General features: G+C 58.1%; 14 protein-coding genes. 5 read left to right on the top strand and 9 right to left on the bottom strand.

Features of this window, described 5'->3' with window-relative positions:
• The first annotated feature begins 259 nt into the window (after positions 1-259).
• Entirely contained in the window at positions 260-2,119 is a 1,860-nt protein-coding gene (locus E7738_RS19295) for a hypothetical protein (RefSeq protein ID WP_394516489.1), read from the top strand.
• Between the two features lie 40 nt (positions 2,120-2,159).
• Here E7738_RS19295 and E7738_RS19290 read toward each other — a convergent pair whose 3' ends face one another.
• Positions 2,160-3,452 (bottom strand): glycoside hydrolase family 10 protein, encoded by a 1,293-nt coding sequence (locus E7738_RS19290; protein ID WP_394516572.1) that lies wholly within the window; start codon positions 3,450-3,452, stop codon positions 2,160-2,162.
• Between the two features lie 172 nt (positions 3,453-3,624).
• Between E7738_RS19290 and E7738_RS19285 the strand changes: the two genes are divergently transcribed.
• Entirely contained in the window at positions 3,625-3,945 is a 321-nt protein-coding gene (locus tag E7738_RS19285; RefSeq protein ID WP_058759124.1) for a hypothetical protein, read from the top strand.
• A 31-nt stretch (positions 3,946-3,976) separates the two neighbouring features.
• Here E7738_RS19285 and gabP read toward each other — a convergent pair whose 3' ends face one another.
• Together gabP and gabT are read right to left on the bottom strand one after the other, a co-directional pair.
• Positions 3,977-5,374 carry a GABA permease gene (gene gabP / locus E7738_RS19280; RefSeq protein WP_104093304.1) on the bottom strand — a complete coding sequence of 466 codons (1,398 nt, stop codon included), beginning with the start codon at positions 5,372-5,374 and terminating at the stop codon, positions 3,977-3,979.
• 104 nt (positions 5,375-5,478) lie between these two features.
• Entirely contained in the window at positions 5,479-6,732 is a 1,254-nt protein-coding gene (gene gabT / locus E7738_RS19275) for a 4-aminobutyrate--2-oxoglutarate transaminase (protein WP_104093303.1), read from the bottom strand.
• 109 nt (positions 6,733-6,841) lie between these two features.
• Here gabT and E7738_RS19270 point away from each other — a divergent pair, with 109 nt between their 5' ends.
• Positions 6,842-8,335, top strand: coding sequence for a MocR-like pyridoxine biosynthesis transcription factor PdxR (locus E7738_RS19270; RefSeq protein WP_394516488.1), 1,494 nt, complete (start codon positions 6,842-6,844; stop codon positions 8,333-8,335).
• Positions 8,336-8,349: 14 nt separating this feature from the next.
• Here E7738_RS19270 and E7738_RS19265 read toward each other — a convergent pair whose 3' ends face one another.
• Positions 8,350-9,213 carry an aldo/keto reductase family oxidoreductase gene (locus E7738_RS19265; RefSeq protein WP_283342321.1) on the bottom strand — a complete coding sequence of 288 codons (864 nt, stop codon included), beginning with the start codon at positions 9,211-9,213 and terminating at the stop codon, positions 8,350-8,352.
• A 97-nt stretch (positions 9,214-9,310) separates the two neighbouring features.
• Between E7738_RS19265 and E7738_RS19260 the strand changes: the two genes are divergently transcribed.
• Positions 9,311-10,222: a LysR substrate-binding domain-containing protein gene (locus E7738_RS19260; protein WP_058759128.1), complete on the top strand. Its 912-nt coding sequence runs from the start codon at positions 9,311-9,313 to the stop codon at positions 10,220-10,222.
• Here the strand turns inward: E7738_RS19260 and E7738_RS19255 are convergent.
• Positions 10,203-10,805 (bottom strand): TetR/AcrR family transcriptional regulator, encoded by a 603-nt coding sequence (locus E7738_RS19255; RefSeq protein ID WP_021509093.1) that lies wholly within the window; start codon positions 10,803-10,805, stop codon positions 10,203-10,205. The two genes, E7738_RS19260 and E7738_RS19255, sit on opposite strands and share 20 nt — an antisense overlap.
• Positions 10,806-10,935: 130 nt before the next feature.
• Between E7738_RS19255 and E7738_RS19250 the strand changes: the two genes are divergently transcribed.
• Complete coding sequence (locus E7738_RS19250; protein ID WP_058770208.1) at positions 10,936-11,328, top strand: RidA family protein; 393 nt, start codon at positions 10,936-10,938, stop codon at positions 11,326-11,328.
• 83 nt (positions 11,329-11,411) lie between these two features.
• Here E7738_RS19250 and E7738_RS19245 read toward each other — a convergent pair whose 3' ends face one another.
• The 4 genes from E7738_RS19245 to E7738_RS19230 all read right to left on the bottom strand — a co-directional run bounded on the left by E7738_RS19245 (position 11,412) and on the right by E7738_RS19230 (position 16,224).
• Positions 11,412-12,878, bottom strand: a complete 1,467-nt coding sequence (locus E7738_RS19245) for a pyridoxal phosphate-dependent decarboxylase family protein (protein WP_058770207.1) — start codon at positions 12,876-12,878, stop codon at positions 11,412-11,414.
• A 12-nt stretch (positions 12,879-12,890) separates the two neighbouring features.
• A complete protein-coding gene (locus E7738_RS19240; RefSeq protein WP_021509096.1) occupies positions 12,891-14,273 on the bottom strand; it encodes a diaminobutyrate--2-oxoglutarate transaminase in 1,383 nt (460 codons plus the stop codon).
• Between the two features lie 215 nt (positions 14,274-14,488).
• Positions 14,489-15,253, bottom strand: a complete 765-nt coding sequence (locus E7738_RS19235; protein WP_394516487.1) for a prepilin peptidase — start codon at positions 15,251-15,253, stop codon at positions 14,489-14,491.
• Between the two features lie 755 nt (positions 15,254-16,008).
• On the bottom strand, positions 16,009-16,224 hold the full coding sequence (locus E7738_RS19230; protein ID WP_227746467.1) for a hypothetical protein: 216 nt from the start codon (positions 16,222-16,224) through the stop codon (positions 16,009-16,011).
• Between the last annotated feature and the right edge of the window lie 17 nt (positions 16,225-16,241).

The raw sequence follows: 16,241 nt of genomic DNA, 5'->3' as shown, positions 1-16,241 counted from the left end.
TAATTCAAGCCATTCTTCTTCGTAAGTCAAATTAATCAGAACGTTCGTACCGGCGATTACCACAATTATTCTGCGATAAATCTGTAAAACGTAATTTTGTCGCTTCGCTTTCCTTCCGGAATCATATCGTTATTCTCTCTCGCCACATCACGCCGCTGAAAAGCTCCCGTATAAGCTGGTACAGGTCAATATATTAATTTTCAATCACTTATACTGCTGATGCTCTGTCGTATTACGTTAATAATTTATGGGGAACACCATGGCGAATACATCTGGCACCACCAGCACTACCACACCATCTGCCACCGGGACGGTGATTCAATTACATACCATTGACGATTTACGTAAACAGGAACCTGTTTCGATTGGCGAAATTGCGTCGGTGCTGGAATACAGCCGTGGCAGTCGGATGGGCGGCGGCGTGTTTGTCTACGATGCCACCGACAACAGCACGCCCGATGACGGCGGGCTGAATTTTGTGACGTCCGGTAAAAAGCGCTGGAAAAGAGTAGTCCTCGATTACAGCGCGGTCACGGTGGTGGATTTTGGCGCGATAGCCGATGGCACCACCGATTGTATTGATGCGGTGATCCGCATGTTTAAATGGTCGCAGCGTGTTTTACCCTCCGCGGGCATTCGCTTTACCGCCGGTGAGTTCAGCCTGTCCGGCTTTGATTTAGCGGAAGTGCTGGGCAGCGACAGAGAGATTAACCGCTTTAAAATTTCCGGCGCGCCGGTCAACTTCGGTTATTTCCCCACCACCACGCTGAAATTTAACTGGGGACCGAAACCGCGCAAAACCCATTTCTTCAGCGTGCGCGCACGCTATGTGGAAATTTCCGGTTTTGTGGTGAAAGGCATGAGTTCTGACAGCGGCGAAGACGGCGGCACGGCGTTTAATAATGTCGGCTTCTTTACCAACAGTATTATCGGTGGCCAGTTTCTGCGCGTCAGCAGTATGGAGTTTCGCTACCTCGGCGGGCGGGCGCTGGAACTGATTGATACGCTGGACTGTAAAATCGACCAGTTTTATTCACGTGGCTGTCAGGGCAGTATTGTCTATGCGCGCTGGTCCGATCGGGAAAAAGGCGCCTGGGATCATTCGACCGCGATTGAACTCTCCAACTTTAATTTGCAGCGCAGCACCAGACAGCCGGTATTCGATCTGCCGCGCTGTACGCAATCGTTTATTCGTAATGGCTGGATCGAGCACTCCGAATTCGCCGGCGATCTCACCAATGGTCAGTGGACGATTGAAGGGCTGGTGATTGAATCGACGCAAAATCCCATGAAGATGGGTTATTGCCGCGCGATGATTATCCAGAAAAGCGTGCACCGCGATAGCGCGGGCTTTGACTTCAGCAAAGAGGGTATTGAGCCATGGACGCTGCTGGCGGAAGGCGATCGTGGCGTGATGGAGATTTCCGATCTTGGCGCGATCATTCAGGGATCGCTGAGTTATGACTTCACCACCTCGCAGCATCACATGGATAACCGTGGCAAAGACGCGAAATGGTTTTACGTCGGCGAATTTAATTTTTCCGACGCCACCTCACAAATTCACGTGCGCATTGTCGGCAGTGCGCAGTATGTTTCCCAGTCGGAAACGCAAACCGATTACAGCTACCGGACACCGGAGGGCGTGGCGCATATTTATCTGCAGGCGCGCAACGACGATAACACCATTGGCAGCTGGTACAGCGAAGGCTCCTCACCCGTAATTAAGGTGCATATCGAGGGCAAAGGCGCACACACCAAACTGTACGTTAAAATTCCGGCCTATACCGGCTTCTCGATTGCGCTGGTGGAAACCAACGGGCGCGATCGCTACCAGTCCGGTCAGTGTTTTATTTTCCGCAAAAGTTTTACCGCCTGCAGTGCGGAAGAAGCTACGGCGCTGGACAACCAGCCGGTCGTCGCCTTTGAACAGCACTGGGTGGGCAATAAAGATGTCGGCTTTGGCTACAACAATAATAAAGAACTGCTGCTGCGTGGGCCGTTTTTTGAACGGCAGGAGCAGGACGCCACGGGGAAGTGGATCACCCGCCGTTTCCTGAAAGTCCGCGTGAACGGCGTGCCGCGCAGTATTGAATTACTCGATCCGGATAACCCGCGCTAACGCTTCAGGCCAGCAGAGGAATACTGCTGGCCTGAATAAATCATTTTCCCCAGCGCTGACGTAAATAATCGACTGCCTGCTGCGTCTGCGGCTGATTAAGGTAATCTTCGCGAAACAGAATGGTGCCGTCGATGTGCGGCAGCGATTCATTCAGATCGAGCTGTTTTTTCAGTTCGGGAACGCCGCCCTGAACCGTCCAGTCCGGCTCACTTTTCGAGGCTTCACCCACCTTATACAGCGCCACGCCGATGTACAGCCGGGTGTGCGTGGGCTGTACTACATTGGCCCACCAGCGCGCCAGGACGTCATAGCGCGCGGCCTGACGGGCAAACGGCCAGTACAACTGCGGCGCGATGTAATCCAGCAGGCCAAGCTGCACCCAGCGGCGCGTGTCTGCATAGGCTTCATCATAAGCCGCCGCACCGCGCGTATCGGAGCCGGCTGCATCGTGCGACAGATTACGCCATACGCCCGCCGGGCTGACGCCGAACTCAACGCCCGGCTTGAGCTGCTTAATCGTGTGGGAAACCTGTTCGATCAGCAGCTGGGTATTGTGCCGCCGCCAGTCGGCTTTGCTGGCAAAGCCCGCGCCGTACTGGCGGAAGGTGGCGCTGTCATTGAGCGGCGATGCCGCGGTTTCGGTGTAGAAATAGTCATCGAACTGAACGCCATCAATGGCGTAGTTTGACACCACTTCCGCCACGATGCTGGTGATCCAGTCGCGCGCCGCCGGAATGCCCGGATCGAGCACGAAGCGGTCGCTGGCGGTGCGGATCCAGTCGCGATGCAGCACAAACACGCTGGCCGGCTGCAGCTGGAGCGTGTTGTTTAACGCCGTCACAGTCGCAGGTTTGGTATTGGTCGACACGCGATAAGGATTAAACCATGCATGCACCTTCATACCGCGTTTGTGCGCCTCGTCGAGGATAAATTGCAGCGGATCGTAACCCGGATCCTGCCCGATATTGCCGGTCAGGGTATCGGACCATGGCAGGATGCGCGAACGCCACAGCGCGGTGCCATCGGGCTTCACCTGGAAAAACACCGTGTTGATACCCAGGCTGTGCAGCTTATCCAGTTTGGCCGTCAGCGCCTGCTGCTGCTGGCGAATACGCAGCGCCGGGCTGGCTGTAACGGAGGATATCGGCGGCCAGTCGAGGCGCGACACCGTGGTGAGCCAGACGCCGCGCAGCGGTTCAGTCTGCGCTGCGGGTTTAGCCGGAACAGGAGGTTTGGTCGGCGACGGAAACGGGGTGACCAGCGATTTAGGCGGCTCCGAGGCGCAGCTGGCCAGCAATAGCACGGCAGACAGCAGACGGGCGACGCGTTTAATGTGGGTAACAGAGAGGTAACGCGCTGAACAGGCTATGGTAAACTCCGTTTCTTGTAGTCCGTTATTCGCAGGCGTTCATTCTCTGATCCTCAGACATAATGTCAAGACATTGGCTGAGATGAATGCCGCCGCGGCGCTGTCGCGCGTCCCGCATCTTACAGGAGTTCTCACTATGCAATACGAAGACCTTTATCGCCGCATTGGCCAGATCATTTTTAGCTGTGGCCCCGACGGCGCGCAGGTGCTGGTGGTGCAGGCGGAGCTGTTTGCCGATGAGGAGGGCGGGCAGTTTCAGTTTAACTACCTTGATGAAAACGGCGAACCGGACTGGTTTGAGCCGGACGCGCGCGCGATTGGCGATCTCAGTGCCGCGCTGAAAGACTTTCAGCAATACTTTATCGAACATGAGATGACTGAAGGGCAGCCGGTGTGGACGCACTGCACCGTGACGATTAACGTGGCGGATGAGTCGATCAGTATTGATGTGCAGTAACGGCGGGCTTCCGTGCCCGTTAAGGCGAGCGTTACGAACGCAGCGCTACCATCTCCTCGCTGTTTTTACGCGCCGCGCGCTTGCGGTGCACTATCTGGCTGGCAACCAGCACCAGCAGCGTTAACAGCCCGGTGGCGATAATTTCTGAACGATGCTGCGCATTGAACAGCATTGACGTCAGTACGCCAACAATGAACACCATGGTGGCCCACGTCAGACCCGGGAACAGCCACATGCGATAGCTGAGCTGCTCGCCGCGCGCCTCGCGCTTTTTCCGCAGCACCAGATGCGAAGCGGCAATGACCAGATAAACCAGCAGCGCAATGGCGCCGGAGCTGGCCAGCAGGAACTCAAATACCGCGCTTGGTGCCAGATAGTTGGCGATCACCGCCAGAAATGCTGCGGCGGTAGACATCAGCACTGCGACCCACGGCGTGCCGCTGCGCGTGGTGCGCGAGGCCGCCGCTGGCGCATCCTGACGACGCGACAGGGAATAGAGCATGCGCGACGCGGTGTAAAGCGCAGAATTAAGACAGCTGCATACCGCGATCAGCACCACCACATCGACAATCTGCCGGGCATACGGCACGTTCATCATCTCCATCGCCGTCTGGTAAGACCCGGCTTTCATCAGCGACGGCGTGTTCCACGGCACCAGCGCCACCACCAGAAAGATCGACAGCAGATAAAACAGCGCAATACGCCAGATCACCGAGTTGGTGGCGTGGGTAATTTGCTTGCGCGGTTCGTTAGATTCGGCGGCGGCAATAGTGACGATTTCCGTGCCCATGAAAGAGAACATGGTGGTGAGAATGGCGGCGAGCACGGCACTGATACCGTTAGGCATAAAGCCGTTAGTGTCGTACAGATGTGAAATACCCTGCGTGCTGCTGCCGGGCAGCAGGCCAAACAGCGCCAGGCTGCCGGCACAAAGAAAGGCGACGATAGCCACCACTTTCAGCAGCGCGAACCAGAACTCAAACTCACCGTAGTTTTTCACGCTGAACAGGTTGCTGATGGTCAGGAAGCTGGTGATCGCCAGCGTGTATTCCCACACCGCCACCTGCGGGAACCAGCCGTGCAGAATGGTGCCGGCGGCGTTGGCCTCCAGCGGGATCACCAGTACCCAGAACCACCAGTAAAGCCAGCCGATGGTAAAGCCGGCCCAGCGGCCAAGAGACTTGTCGGCGTAAGTGGAGAAGGAACCGGAGTCCGGTGAGGCGACCGCCATCTCCGCCAGCATGCGCATAATAAGCACCACCAGCGCGCCGGCGGCGATATAGGCCAGAAGCACCGCCGGTCCGGCTTCGGCAATCGCATGGCCGGAACCGACAAACAGCCCGGCGCCAATCACTCCGGCAATCGACAGCATGCGCACGTGGCGGGGTTTCAGGCTTTGAGCCAGTACATCGGCATTCTGAGCAGTCATCAATATCTCTCCAGATCGTCTCTCAGGCAGGGCAGACCCCGCCTGTTATGCAGGTGAAACTTGCCTGCACGCGGCAGGCAAGCGATCGGACAATGGGTGGAACGCTAAGGCTGGCTGAGCAGGCTGTCGAGAATATCCAGCGCCTGACGGAACTGGGCATCCGGAATGGTGAGCGGATAGAGGAAGCGGATCACGTTACCCTGCGGGCCACAGGTCAGCAGCAGCAGACCGCGTGCCATCGCCTGTTGCTGCAGCGCCTGCGCCTGCTGCGCACTGGCAAACTCCACCGCTACCATTGAGCCCAGCGCACGCACGTCGGTAATCGACGCGTTAGCGCGGCGCGCGCGGTGCAGCAGTTCACTCAGCGTCGCGCCCAGTTCGCTGGCGCGCTGGCACAGCTGTTCTTCCTCGATGACATCCAGCACCGCATGCGCGGCGGCAATCGACAGCGGATTGCCGGCGTAAGTACCGCCCAGCCCACCCGGACCGGGCGCATCCATGATGTCAGCACGACCGCTCAGCGCCGACAGCGGCATACCGCCCGCCAGGCTTTTCGCCATGGTGATGAGATCGGGCTGCACGCTGTAGTGCTCCATGGCAAACAGCTTGCCGGTGCGGGCAAATCCGCTCTGTACCTCATCGGCAATCAGCAGGATGCCGTGCTCATCGGCCAGTGCGCGCAGCTGCGTAAGAAACTCTGCCGGCGCGATGTGGAAACCGCCTTCGCCCTGCACCGGTTCCAGTACGATGGCGGCCACATCCTGCGGCGCGATGTCGTGGCTGAACAGATCGTGCAGGCTGGCGATAGCGTCCTCAACGCTGATGCCGGTGACCGCGTTAGGGTAGCGGGCGTGAAACACCGAGGCCGGCATCGGGCCAAAATCGCGCTTATAGGGGGCCACTTTGCCGGTCATCGCCATGGTCATGAAAGTACGGCCGTGAAAGGCGTTACCGAAGGTGATGATGCCGTGACGACGGGTGGCGGCGCGCGCCACTTTAACCGCATTCTCTACCGCTTCAGCGCCGGTGGTGAAAAAGGCGGTTTTGGCTTTACCGGCAATTGGCACCCGCTGATTGATGCGTTCCGCCAGCGCCACATAGCTCTCATACGGCGTGACCTGGAATGCGGTATGGGTGAATTTTGCTAACTGATCGGCAATGGCCTGCACGATACGCGGATGACGGTGGCCGGTGTTGAGCACCGCGATGCCGCCAGCGAAATCAATCCAGCTATTGCCCTCAACGTCACGCAGGGTGGCGTTTTCGGCCTGATCGACATACCACTGACAAAGATTACCGGTGCCGCGCGGCAGCGCGTCATCTTTGCGTTGTTGCAACTGGCTGTTTTTACCTTCCATAACCTTTCCTTAGCGATAAGCGTCTTTACAAATCACGACAAACACGCTTATTTATGCCTGCACTGAGCGCGGTTGCCAGAGCCAATTTCACTGAGAAGGATGGAGCCAATTGCGGAGTTTGTACGCCGATCATGTATTGGAACGACTACAGTTTGTCGCGGAAGGCACGCTGCAGCAGCGCCTGCTGCACTGCATGCAGGCGGCGATTGTAGAGGGCATTTTCCCGCGCGGCTCACGCCTGCCGGCGACGCGTGATTTAGCGCGCGAGCTGGCGGTGTCGCGTAATACGGTGCTAAACGTTTATGAAAATCTGGTCGCGCAGGGATATGTCAGCGCGCGCACCGGCAGCGGCACCTGGATTGCAGAAAACCTGCCGGAAGGGAGCCTCAACAGCACGCCGGCGCTGCCGCTCAGTGAACCCCTGATGAGTAAACCGGCGGCGATTTCAAAACGCGGCGCCACGCTGCTCGGTCACGCCAATGCCTCGCCTTATCAGTGGGGCGCATTTGTACCTGGCGCGCCGGATGTGCGTGAGTTTCCGCATAAGTTATTTAGCCAGATTCAGTCGCGCCTGAATCGCGAACCTGACATCGAGCGGCTGATTTACAGCAGCAACGGCGGCTGTCCGCAGCTGCGCCAGGCGCTGGCTGAGTATCTCAGCGTGGCGCGCTCGGTGCGTGCCGACGCCGATCAAATTATCATTACCGAAGGCATTCATCAGGCGGTGGATCTGGTGACGCGCGTACTGTGCGACGCGGGCGATCCGGTGTGGATCGAGGAGCCAGGTTACTGGGGCACACGCAACCTGTTACGCATTAACGGACTAAAAATTCAGGCCAAAGCGGTGGATGAACAGGGCATTATCCCGGAGCTGGCAACGCGCAGCAAAGCGCCGAAGATGATTTTTGTGACACCGTCACACCAGTATCCGCTGGGTGTGCATCTCAGTCTGGAGCGGCGCAGGCAACTGCTCGACCTGGCGCGCAAACACAAAAGCTGGCTGGTGGAAGATGACTATGACAGCGAATTTCGCTTCGCCGGCCAGCCATTTCCGTCGTTGCAGGGCTTTGAGCCAGATGCGCCAGTGATCTACATGGGCACCTTCAGTAAAACGCTCTATCCCGCACTGCGTCTCGGCTATCTGGTGGTGCCGAAAGCGCTGGCGCAGCCGCTGCGCGTGGCGGCGGCCGAACTCTATCGCGGCGGCCATCTGCTGGTGCAGCGGGCGCTGGCGGAGTTTATTCAGAAAGGCCACTACATGACGCACATCCGCCGCATGCGCAAACTCTACAGTCAGCGCCAGCGCTTTATGATGACGCTGATTGAACGCTACCTGGGCGCGGCCTTTATGCCGGTGGTCAATCATGAAGCCGGACTACATCTGGTGCTGAATCTGCCTCCGGGCTGCGACGATGTGGCGATTGCCGCGCTGGCGCTGCGACGCGGCGTGAAGGTGCGGCCGCTGTCGCAATACTACATGCATCCGCAGGAGCGACGCGGTCTGCTGCTCGGTTACGCCTGCGTGGATGAGCGCCAGTGCCAGGATGCGTTTGGTGTGCTCAAAGCCTGCCTGGTGGAAGCGGGCATCGCCGGACGGGGATAGCCCCGGCATATGCCTTACGCCCGACCAATGCTGTCCAGTTGCGCAACCACCTCCGGGCTCAGCGTCAGCGCCGCGCTGGCCAGATTCTGCTGCAGATGCTGCGGCGAGGAGGTGCCGGGAATCAGCAGAATATTATCTGAACGCTGTAACAGCCAGGCGAGCGCCACCTGCAGCGTACTGGCGTTGAGCGTGCTGGCCACCGCGCTGAGCTGTTCCGACTGCAGCGGCGAAAAACCGCCGAGCGGAAAGAACGGCACGTAGGGAATGCCCTGCGCCGCCAGCTGGTCGATCAGCGCATCATCCTGACGATTGGCGAGATTATACAGATTCTGTACGCAGGCAATCGGCGTCATATGCTGTGCCTGCGCGACCTGACTGGCGGTCACGTTACTCAGGCCAATGTGCCTGATCAGGCCACGCTGCTGCAGTTTAATCATCGCCTCGATTTGCGGCTCCAGCGAGCCTTCTGCTGGCCCATGAACGCTCAGCATCGAGCGTAAATTGACTACCTCCAGCACGTCGAGCCCCAGATTACGCAGGTTATCTTCAACCGCCTGCGTCAGTTCCTCCGGCGTGCTGGCGGGCAGCCAGCCGCCTTTGGCATCACGTCGGGCACCCACTTTGGTCACCAGCACCAGATCGTCGGGGTAAGGATAGAGCGCTTTTTTGATCAGCTGATTGGTGATGTGCGGCCCGTAAAAATCACTGGTGTCGATGTGATTCACACCGGCAGCCACGGCATCGCGCAGCACCTGTAGCGCGCGGGCTTCATCTTTTGGCGGGCCAAATACGCCGGGACCGGCCAGCTGCATGGCACCGTAGCCGAGACGGGCAACCTGACGGTCGCCCAGCGTATAAGTAGTTGTAGCCTGTGACATGTAAACCTCCTTTATCGGATAGTGTTTAAATTGTAATCACAACGGTGCTGTGCGACTATCCGTGTAAATCAGGACAGACTGTACGGAGTGACGCACAATGGCGCTGGATATGGCGTTGCTGCATGCGGTAGTAGCGGTGGCAAAAGCCGGCGGATTTCGCGAAGCGGCGCGCATGAGCGGCAGCAATCCGTCGCGTTTGAGTGATGCGGTGCGGCGCGCCGAAGAGCAACTGGGCGTTCGGCTGTTCAATCGCACCACGCGAACGGTGGTACTGACCGAAGCGGGCCGGGCGCTGATGTCACGGCTGCTGCCCGCCATGAACGAAGTGGATGCGGCGCTGGATGCCCTGAACACGTTCCGTGACACGCCGGGCGGCACGCTGCGGCTGAACGTGCCGGTCAGCGCGGCGCGGCTGGTATTACCGGCGATTGTGCCGGGATTTTTGCAGCGCTATCCGGACATCCGGCTGGAGATCGTGGCGGAAAGTAATGTGCAGGACATTTTTCGCGACAGCTGCGATGCCGGTATCCGTTATGACGATCATCTGGAGCAGGATATGGTGGCGCTGCCGATTGGTCCGCGCGTGCAGCGCTTTGCCGCAGCCGCGGCTCCGGCCTATCTGGCGGCTTACGGTACGCCGCAGCATCCGCGCGACCTGATGCAGCATCGCTGTCTGTATGGTCGTTATGCCACCGGGGTGACGGCCGAATGGGAGTTCAGCCGCGGCGCGGAACGTATCACGCTACAGCCGCAGGGGCCGCTGATTTGCAGCATCGGTGCGGCGATGGAGCTGACGGTGTCAACGGCCATCGCCGGTGCTGGCGTGGTCTATCTGTTTGAGGACTGGCTGAAGCCGGCGCTGGCAAACGGCAGTCTGCAACCGATTCTTGCCGACTGGTGGCTCAGCTTTCCCGGCCTGTGGCTGTATTACAACGACCGCCGGCTGATCCCGGCACCGCTGCAGGCGTTTCTCAGCTGGATACGCGAACTCAATGCGACGCCGGGTTGACCAGCAGCCCGGAAACCAGCAGCCGGAAAGCCTGCACCGCACGCGGCAGCGCCGCGACCGGCTCATCGGCAGCGGCAATCCACAGCGCGGCATTGAGCGCGGCGCCGTTGACCAGTTGCGCCGCCGCTTCGGTATCGACCGGTTTCACCGTACCTTCCTCAATCAGCTCCGCCAGCATGGCGGCGGTGGTGCGCAGACAGGCGGTCTGATTAGGCCAGCGTGACGGATCGCCCAGCACCGCCGGGCCATCCAGCAGCATGATGCGCTGGACTTCCGGCTCCAGCGACATCTCGATATAGGTAATGGCTTCCGCCAGAAACGCGTGCCAGCGAGTGTGATACTGCTGTCCGGCTGCGCGCATCTGCTCAAGAATCTCACCATCAATCTGGTCAATAACCGCCTGCAATAACCCTTTCTTGTCGCCGAAATTATGATACAGCGCACCGCGCGTCAGCCCGGCGGCTGCCGTGAGGTCATCCATTGACGCTTCGCTGTAACCCTTCTGCGCAAACGCGCGTCGTGCAGCGGCAATCAGTTTGCCGCGTGTCTCTTCCACCTGGTCTGCCCGTCGTCTGGCTGCCATCGCTGTTCCTTAAATTTTTGCATTGACATACGCCGCGTATGTAAAACATAGTAATACATACGCGGCGTATGTTAAAGCGAAAGCGGGCATAGATAACCCGCTTTCTTCACTCATCTTCAGGAATACGATTATGAACAAACGCGATGCTGTTTTTCCAGCGGGCCGTCAGGCTTTGTACAACATCAATAAATACTCTGCGGCGATTCGCTCCGGCGACCTGCTGTTTGTTTCCGGCCAGGTGGGCAGTCGGGATGATGGCACCGCCGAGCCTGATTTTACGCGTCAGGTTAATCAGGCGTTCACCAATCTCGCGGCGGTGCTGAAGGCCGCCGGTTGCAGTTTCGATGACGTGGTTGATGTCACTACGTTTCATACCGATCCGGAAGCGCAGTTCGCCACGGTGAACGAAGTACGGCTGCGCTTCTTCGGCGATGAGCCTTATCCCAACTGGACGGCGGTGGGCGTTAACTGGCTGGCGGGCTATGATTTTGAAATCAAGGTGATTGCGCGCATTCCGCAGTGAGCCAGCGTGCGGCGATCAGTCTGTAACCCATAAAAAAAGCCGCTAACCGTTGCCGGTTAGCGGCTTTTTTACTTCACGCCTAATCAGGCGCTCAGCAGTTGATCAGCAGTTTTTTCTACCAGCGCCAGCAGCAGCTTGATGTCTTCCAGCGTGACGGTCGGGTTCAGCAGAGTCAGCTTCAGGCAGGTCACGCCTGCATGCTCGGTCACACCGACGTTAGCGCGGCCAGACTCCAGCAGCGCATCGCCGATACGCTGGTTGAACAGGGCGATCTGCGCGCTGTCGCTCAGCTGGGCTGGACGATAGCGGAACAGCACGCTGGCCAGCTGTGGCTGCATTACCAGCTCCAGACGTGGCTCAGATTCAACGAACTGCGCAACGTCCTGTGCCAGGCTCACACCGTGGTCGATAATCGCGGCGTACTGTTTCTGACCCAGCGCTTCCAGACCCATCCACAGTTTCAGCGCATCGAAACGACGCGTGGTCTGCAGTGATTTGGACACCAGGTTCGGCACGCCAGCTTCTTCATCGAACTCGGAGTTCAGGTAAGCCGCCTGATAACGCATCAGCTCATAGTGACGCGCGTCTTTCAGCAGGAACGCGCCGCAGCTGATGGTCTGGAAGTATTGTTTGTGGAAGTCGAGGGTGACGGAATCCACCAGCTCCAGACCATCCAGGTAATGACGATACTTTTCAGACAGCAGCAGCGCACCGCCCCAGGCCGCATCCACGTGCACCCAGATGTTGTGCTCAGCGGCGATGGCTGCGATTTCACGCAGCGGATCGATGGCGCCGGCATCGGTGGTGCCTGCCGTCGCGACGATCGCCAGGATCTGTTCGCCGTTGGCTTCAGCCTGAGCCAGTTTGGCTTTCAGGTCATTTACGTCCATACGGGCGAACTGATCCGATTTCACCTGCACCACAGACTGATAGCCGTGACCCAGCAGCGCCATGTTCTTCTGCACGGAGAAGTGGGCGTTTTCTGAGCACAGCACTTTAATCTTGCGCAGATCGCCAGTGATGCCGTGCTGCTGCACGGAATGGCCCTGACGCGCATAGAAAGCGTCACGTGCCAGCATCAGGCCCATCAGGTTGCTCTGCGTACCGCCGCTGGTGAACACGCCCGCATCACCGGCCGGATAGCCAACCTGCGCACGCAGCCACTCAATCAGTTTGATTTCAATAATGGTGGCAGAAGGGCTCTGATCCCACGAATCCATGCTCTGGTTAGTGGCGTTGATCAGCACTTCAGCCGCCTGGCTTACCACCAGGCTCGGACAGTGCAGGTGCGCAACGCACTGCGGATGGTGCACTGCCAGACTGTCTTTGAGGAAATATTCAATCGCACGTTCAATCGCGGCCTGGTTGCCCAGGCCGTTTGGATTGAAGTCGAGCGTGATACGCTCGCGCAGTTCGGCAACCGTTTTGCCCTGGTACATCTCAGGCTGTTGCAGCCACTGCACAACCGCGGCGCTGCTCTGGGCAATCGCCTGCTGGTACGCCTCAATGCTCGGGGCCGAGGCGGCCAGAATCGGGTTTACTTCAGACATTTACTCTTCCAGTCAAACAGGTTTGACGCCAGCGCCCAGCAGCGCCTGCTCAAATTTATCCAGGAACACGGCCAGCTCTTCGTTGCTGATTAGCAGTGATGGCAGCAGGCGCAGTACCGCACCGTGACGACCGCCACGCTCCAGAATCAGACCGGCTTCGAAGCATTTTTTCTGCAGCAGTGCAGAGAGTTCGCCGTCGGCCGGGAAGCTGCCCATGTGGTCTGCTGGCTCGTGTGGCTTAACGATTTCGATACCGATCATCATCCCGAGGCCGCGTACGTGACCAATAACCGGGAAGCGTTTCGCCATCGCGTTCAGCTGGGCTTTCAGCCATTCACCCTGTTCTGCCACTTTGCCGGCGATGTTCTGCTCGGTCAGGATCTTCAGCGTCGCCAGACCGGTTGCCATCGCCAGCTGGTTGCCGCGGAAGGTACCGGTGTGGTGGCCAGGTGACCAGGCGTCAAACTGCTTTTTGATACCCAGCACGGCCAGAGGCAGACCGCCGCCCACCGCTTTAGACATCACGATGATGTCTGGCTCAATGCCCGCGTGTTCGAAGGCAAAGAACTTACCGGTACGGGCAAAGCCAGCCTGGACTTCGTCGAGGATCAGCAGAATGCCGTGTTCCTGAGTCACTTTGCGGATGCGCTGCAGCCACTCAGCTGGCGCCGGGTTCACGCCGCCTTCACCCTGAACCGCTTCGAGGATCACGGCCGCAGGCTTACGCACGCCGCTTTCAACGTCGTTGATCAGGTTTTCGAAGTAGTAGGTCAGGGCTTTCACGCCAGCTTCGCCGCCGAGGCCCAGCGGGCAACGGTACAGGTGCGGGTAAGGCATGAACTGCACTTCCGGCATCATGCCGTCAACCGCTTCTTTCGGCGACAGGTTGCCGGTCACGGACAGCGCGCCGTGGGTCATCCCGTGGTAACCGCCAGAGAAGCTGATTACGCCGCTGCGGCCGGTGACTTTTTTCGCCAGCTTCAGCGCCGCTTCAACGGCATCAGCACCGGATGGACCGGTGAACTGCAGGCAGTACTCTTTACCCTGACCTGGCAGCAGCGAGAGCAGAGATTCGGAGAACTGATCTTTCAGAGGCGTCGTCAGATCAAGAGTATGTAACGGCAAGCCGCTGGTAATGACATTTTGGATGCTCTGCAGAACATCAGGATGGTTATGACCAAGTGCCAGCGTCCCTGCGCCAGCCAGACAGTCAAGATATTGTTTGTTTTCAACATCCGTAATCCACACGCCATTGGCTTTGGCAATCGCTAAAGGCAACTTGCGCGGGTAACTCCTGACGTTTGATTCAAACTCAGCCTGACGGGCTAAGAATGCGTCGTTGTTTCCGTTGAATGAGTTGGCACCAAAAGTATCAATACGGACTTTATCCGTCATCATATCTCTCCTTCAACCGGGGCTCGAACAGGCTGGCCGATTGACTAGTTGAACAAAAAAGTATCAGTGGCTCAAAAAACGCGGCCAATATAGAGCCTTTTGACGCACATCACAATGATTAATTTTGTTTAGAATTGTTTATTCTTTTCATATAGGAATCAGGACGTTGGACAGAAACTGGCCACTTATTTTAGCGCCGCGATATGAACAGGCGATTAAATAATCGTGTGAATAAAAAGACTTATGCCCGCCAGTGCCAGCCACGGACCAAAGGGCAGCACGTGATACAGCTCGCGTTGCCAGCCTAATCGGGCCAGCAGAACAAACAAAATTGCGCCTGTGCAAGCCAGTAACAGCACAAAGGGTAAAAGCACCCAGCCGAGCCAGGCACCCAGCGCAGCCAGCAGTTTGGCGTCTCCGCCACCGAGGCCGGGGCGCTTTTTTATCAGCTGATAGAGTCCACCCACTAGCCACAGCGCGCTGTATCCCGCAACTGCGCCGAACACCGCGTCATGCAGCGTTCCGGGCAGCCAGTGCAGCGCTTTGAACAGCAGGCCAAGCCACAGCAGTGAAAGGGTGAGAGCGTCCGGCAACAGCAGATGCTCAATGTCGATGAGGGTCAGCGCCAGCAGAATCCAGGCGAGCAGCAGGGCGGCAGGCAGGCGGCTATCGGGCGGCAGCAGCCAGGCCAGCGCCAGGCTGATCGCGGCGGTAAGCAGTTCCGTCAGCGGGTAGCGCAGGCTCACGCGGTGGTGGCAGTAGCGACAGCGTCCGCGTAATAGCAGCCAGCTCAGCAGCGGTAGCATATCGATCGCCCGCAGCGTGGTCTGGCAGTGTGGACAGTGCGAGCGCGGCAGCAGCAGGGGAATGCCGGGTTGCGGGTTCATTACCTGCTGCGGCAGGCGATAAATGACCACGTTGAGAAAGCTACCGACGCACAGCGCCAGCAGTGTACCGATTAGCCAGTAGGCGATTTCCATGATGTTTTCTCCTGCTGTCCATGCAGCGTTGGGTTTTTCTGTCGCCATCAATGGCGATCGTGCAGATCATGGCGCGGTTGCCGTGGGGGCGTATTTGTGCGTACCGGTGTGAACGGGGCGATTTTTTGCCCGGTTGCACGGCAGATTGCCATAAAGGTGCCGCATAACCTGTTTGCGCGATAAATCGCGCCGCTACCAGTTCTGTGCGGTTTGACGACAGGTCACCATAAATGGCGACCCTACAGGTTTCACTGCGTGCGCATTTATGCGCACCGCGAAATCGCGCCGCTACGGATTTGTGCGGTTTGACGACAGGTCACCATAAATGGCGACCCTACAGGTTTCGCAGGGCGCGCATTTATGCGCACCGCTATCAGTTCTGTGCGGTTTGATGGCAGGTCGCCATGAATGGCGACCCTACAAAACCTGTAGGGTGCGCATTGATGCGCACCGCGATCTGTCGCCAACCCTGGCCGGTGTGCGAGAGGCACAATACGCCGGTGGAGACGGCGTGGCGAGCAGCAAAGCGGCGTTGCAGCGATTTGCAGCAGGATTTACGAGCGGGTTCCAGAGAACAGAGGAGATATAAGCGGGGGATGCCTGAATGCTGTAGGCAGGCAATGACCAAATCGATGCGAAGACAGGCAAAAATCCAATCGATGGGCCAGCTGAGGCGGGCAACAATCTAATCAATACGCCAGCGGAGACAGATCATAATCCAATCAGTGCGCCAGCGAATTTACTGGCTCTGTAATTTACTGGCTTTGTTTAAACTGCTGCATGGCTTCCAGCACATTGCTGGTGGCGAGCGACATCACCCATTCGCTGTTGCGAAACACGTCGTAATGGCCGGCGTTATAGCGAAACACATACAGCTCACCGCGGAAACGCAATCCTTTTGTTTTCACGCCAATGTGATGCCGGCGCAGTGCTGCCTGTGAAAGTCTGTCAGTCGCGGTTCTCATCATCATTCTCCTGTCCAGCCTTT

The organism is Pantoea sp. SGAir0430, assembly GCF_043549295.1.
The sequence above is the reverse complement of the archived record's forward strand: the minus strand, read 5'-3'. Positions and strand labels throughout refer to the sequence as shown.

What these genes read in the sequence shown, in the direction of transcription:
- E7738_RS19260 (WP_058759128.1), top strand. Translation starts at nt 9,311, where the DNA reads ATGGCGCTGGATATGGCGTTGCTGCATGCGGTAGTAGCGGTGGCAAAA.
- gabT (WP_104093303.1), bottom strand. Translation starts at nt 6,732, where the DNA reads ATGGAAGGTAAAAACAGCCAGTTGCAACAACGCAAAGATGACGCGCTG.
- E7738_RS19255 (WP_021509093.1), bottom strand. Translation starts at nt 10,805, where the DNA reads ATGGCAGCCAGACGACGGGCAGACCAGGTGGAAGAGACACGCGGCAAA.
- E7738_RS19285 (WP_058759124.1), top strand. Translation starts at nt 3,625, where the DNA reads ATGCAATACGAAGACCTTTATCGCCGCATTGGCCAGATCATTTTTAGC.
- E7738_RS19250 (WP_058770208.1), top strand. Translation starts at nt 10,936, where the DNA reads ATGAACAAACGCGATGCTGTTTTTCCAGCGGGCCGTCAGGCTTTGTAC.
- E7738_RS19265 (WP_283342321.1), bottom strand. Translation starts at nt 9,213, where the DNA reads ATGTCACAGGCTACAACTACTTATACGCTGGGCGACCGTCAGGTTGCC.
- gabP (WP_104093304.1), bottom strand. Translation starts at nt 5,374, where the DNA reads ATGACTGCTCAGAATGCCGATGTACTGGCTCAAAGCCTGAAACCCCGC.
- E7738_RS19230 (WP_227746467.1), bottom strand. Translation starts at nt 16,224, where the DNA reads ATGATGATGAGAACCGCGACTGACAGACTTTCACAGGCAGCACTGCGC.
- E7738_RS19245 (WP_058770207.1), bottom strand. Translation starts at nt 12,878, where the DNA reads ATGTCTGAAGTAAACCCGATTCTGGCCGCCTCGGCCCCGAGCATTGAG.
- E7738_RS19295 (WP_394516489.1), top strand. Translation starts at nt 260, where the DNA reads ATGGCGAATACATCTGGCACCACCAGCACTACCACACCATCTGCCACC.
- E7738_RS19240 (WP_021509096.1), bottom strand. Translation starts at nt 14,273, where the DNA reads ATGACGGATAAAGTCCGTATTGATACTTTTGGTGCCAACTCATTCAAC.
- E7738_RS19235 (WP_394516487.1), bottom strand. Translation starts at nt 15,253, where the DNA reads ATGGAAATCGCCTACTGGCTAATCGGTACACTGCTGGCGCTGTGCGTC.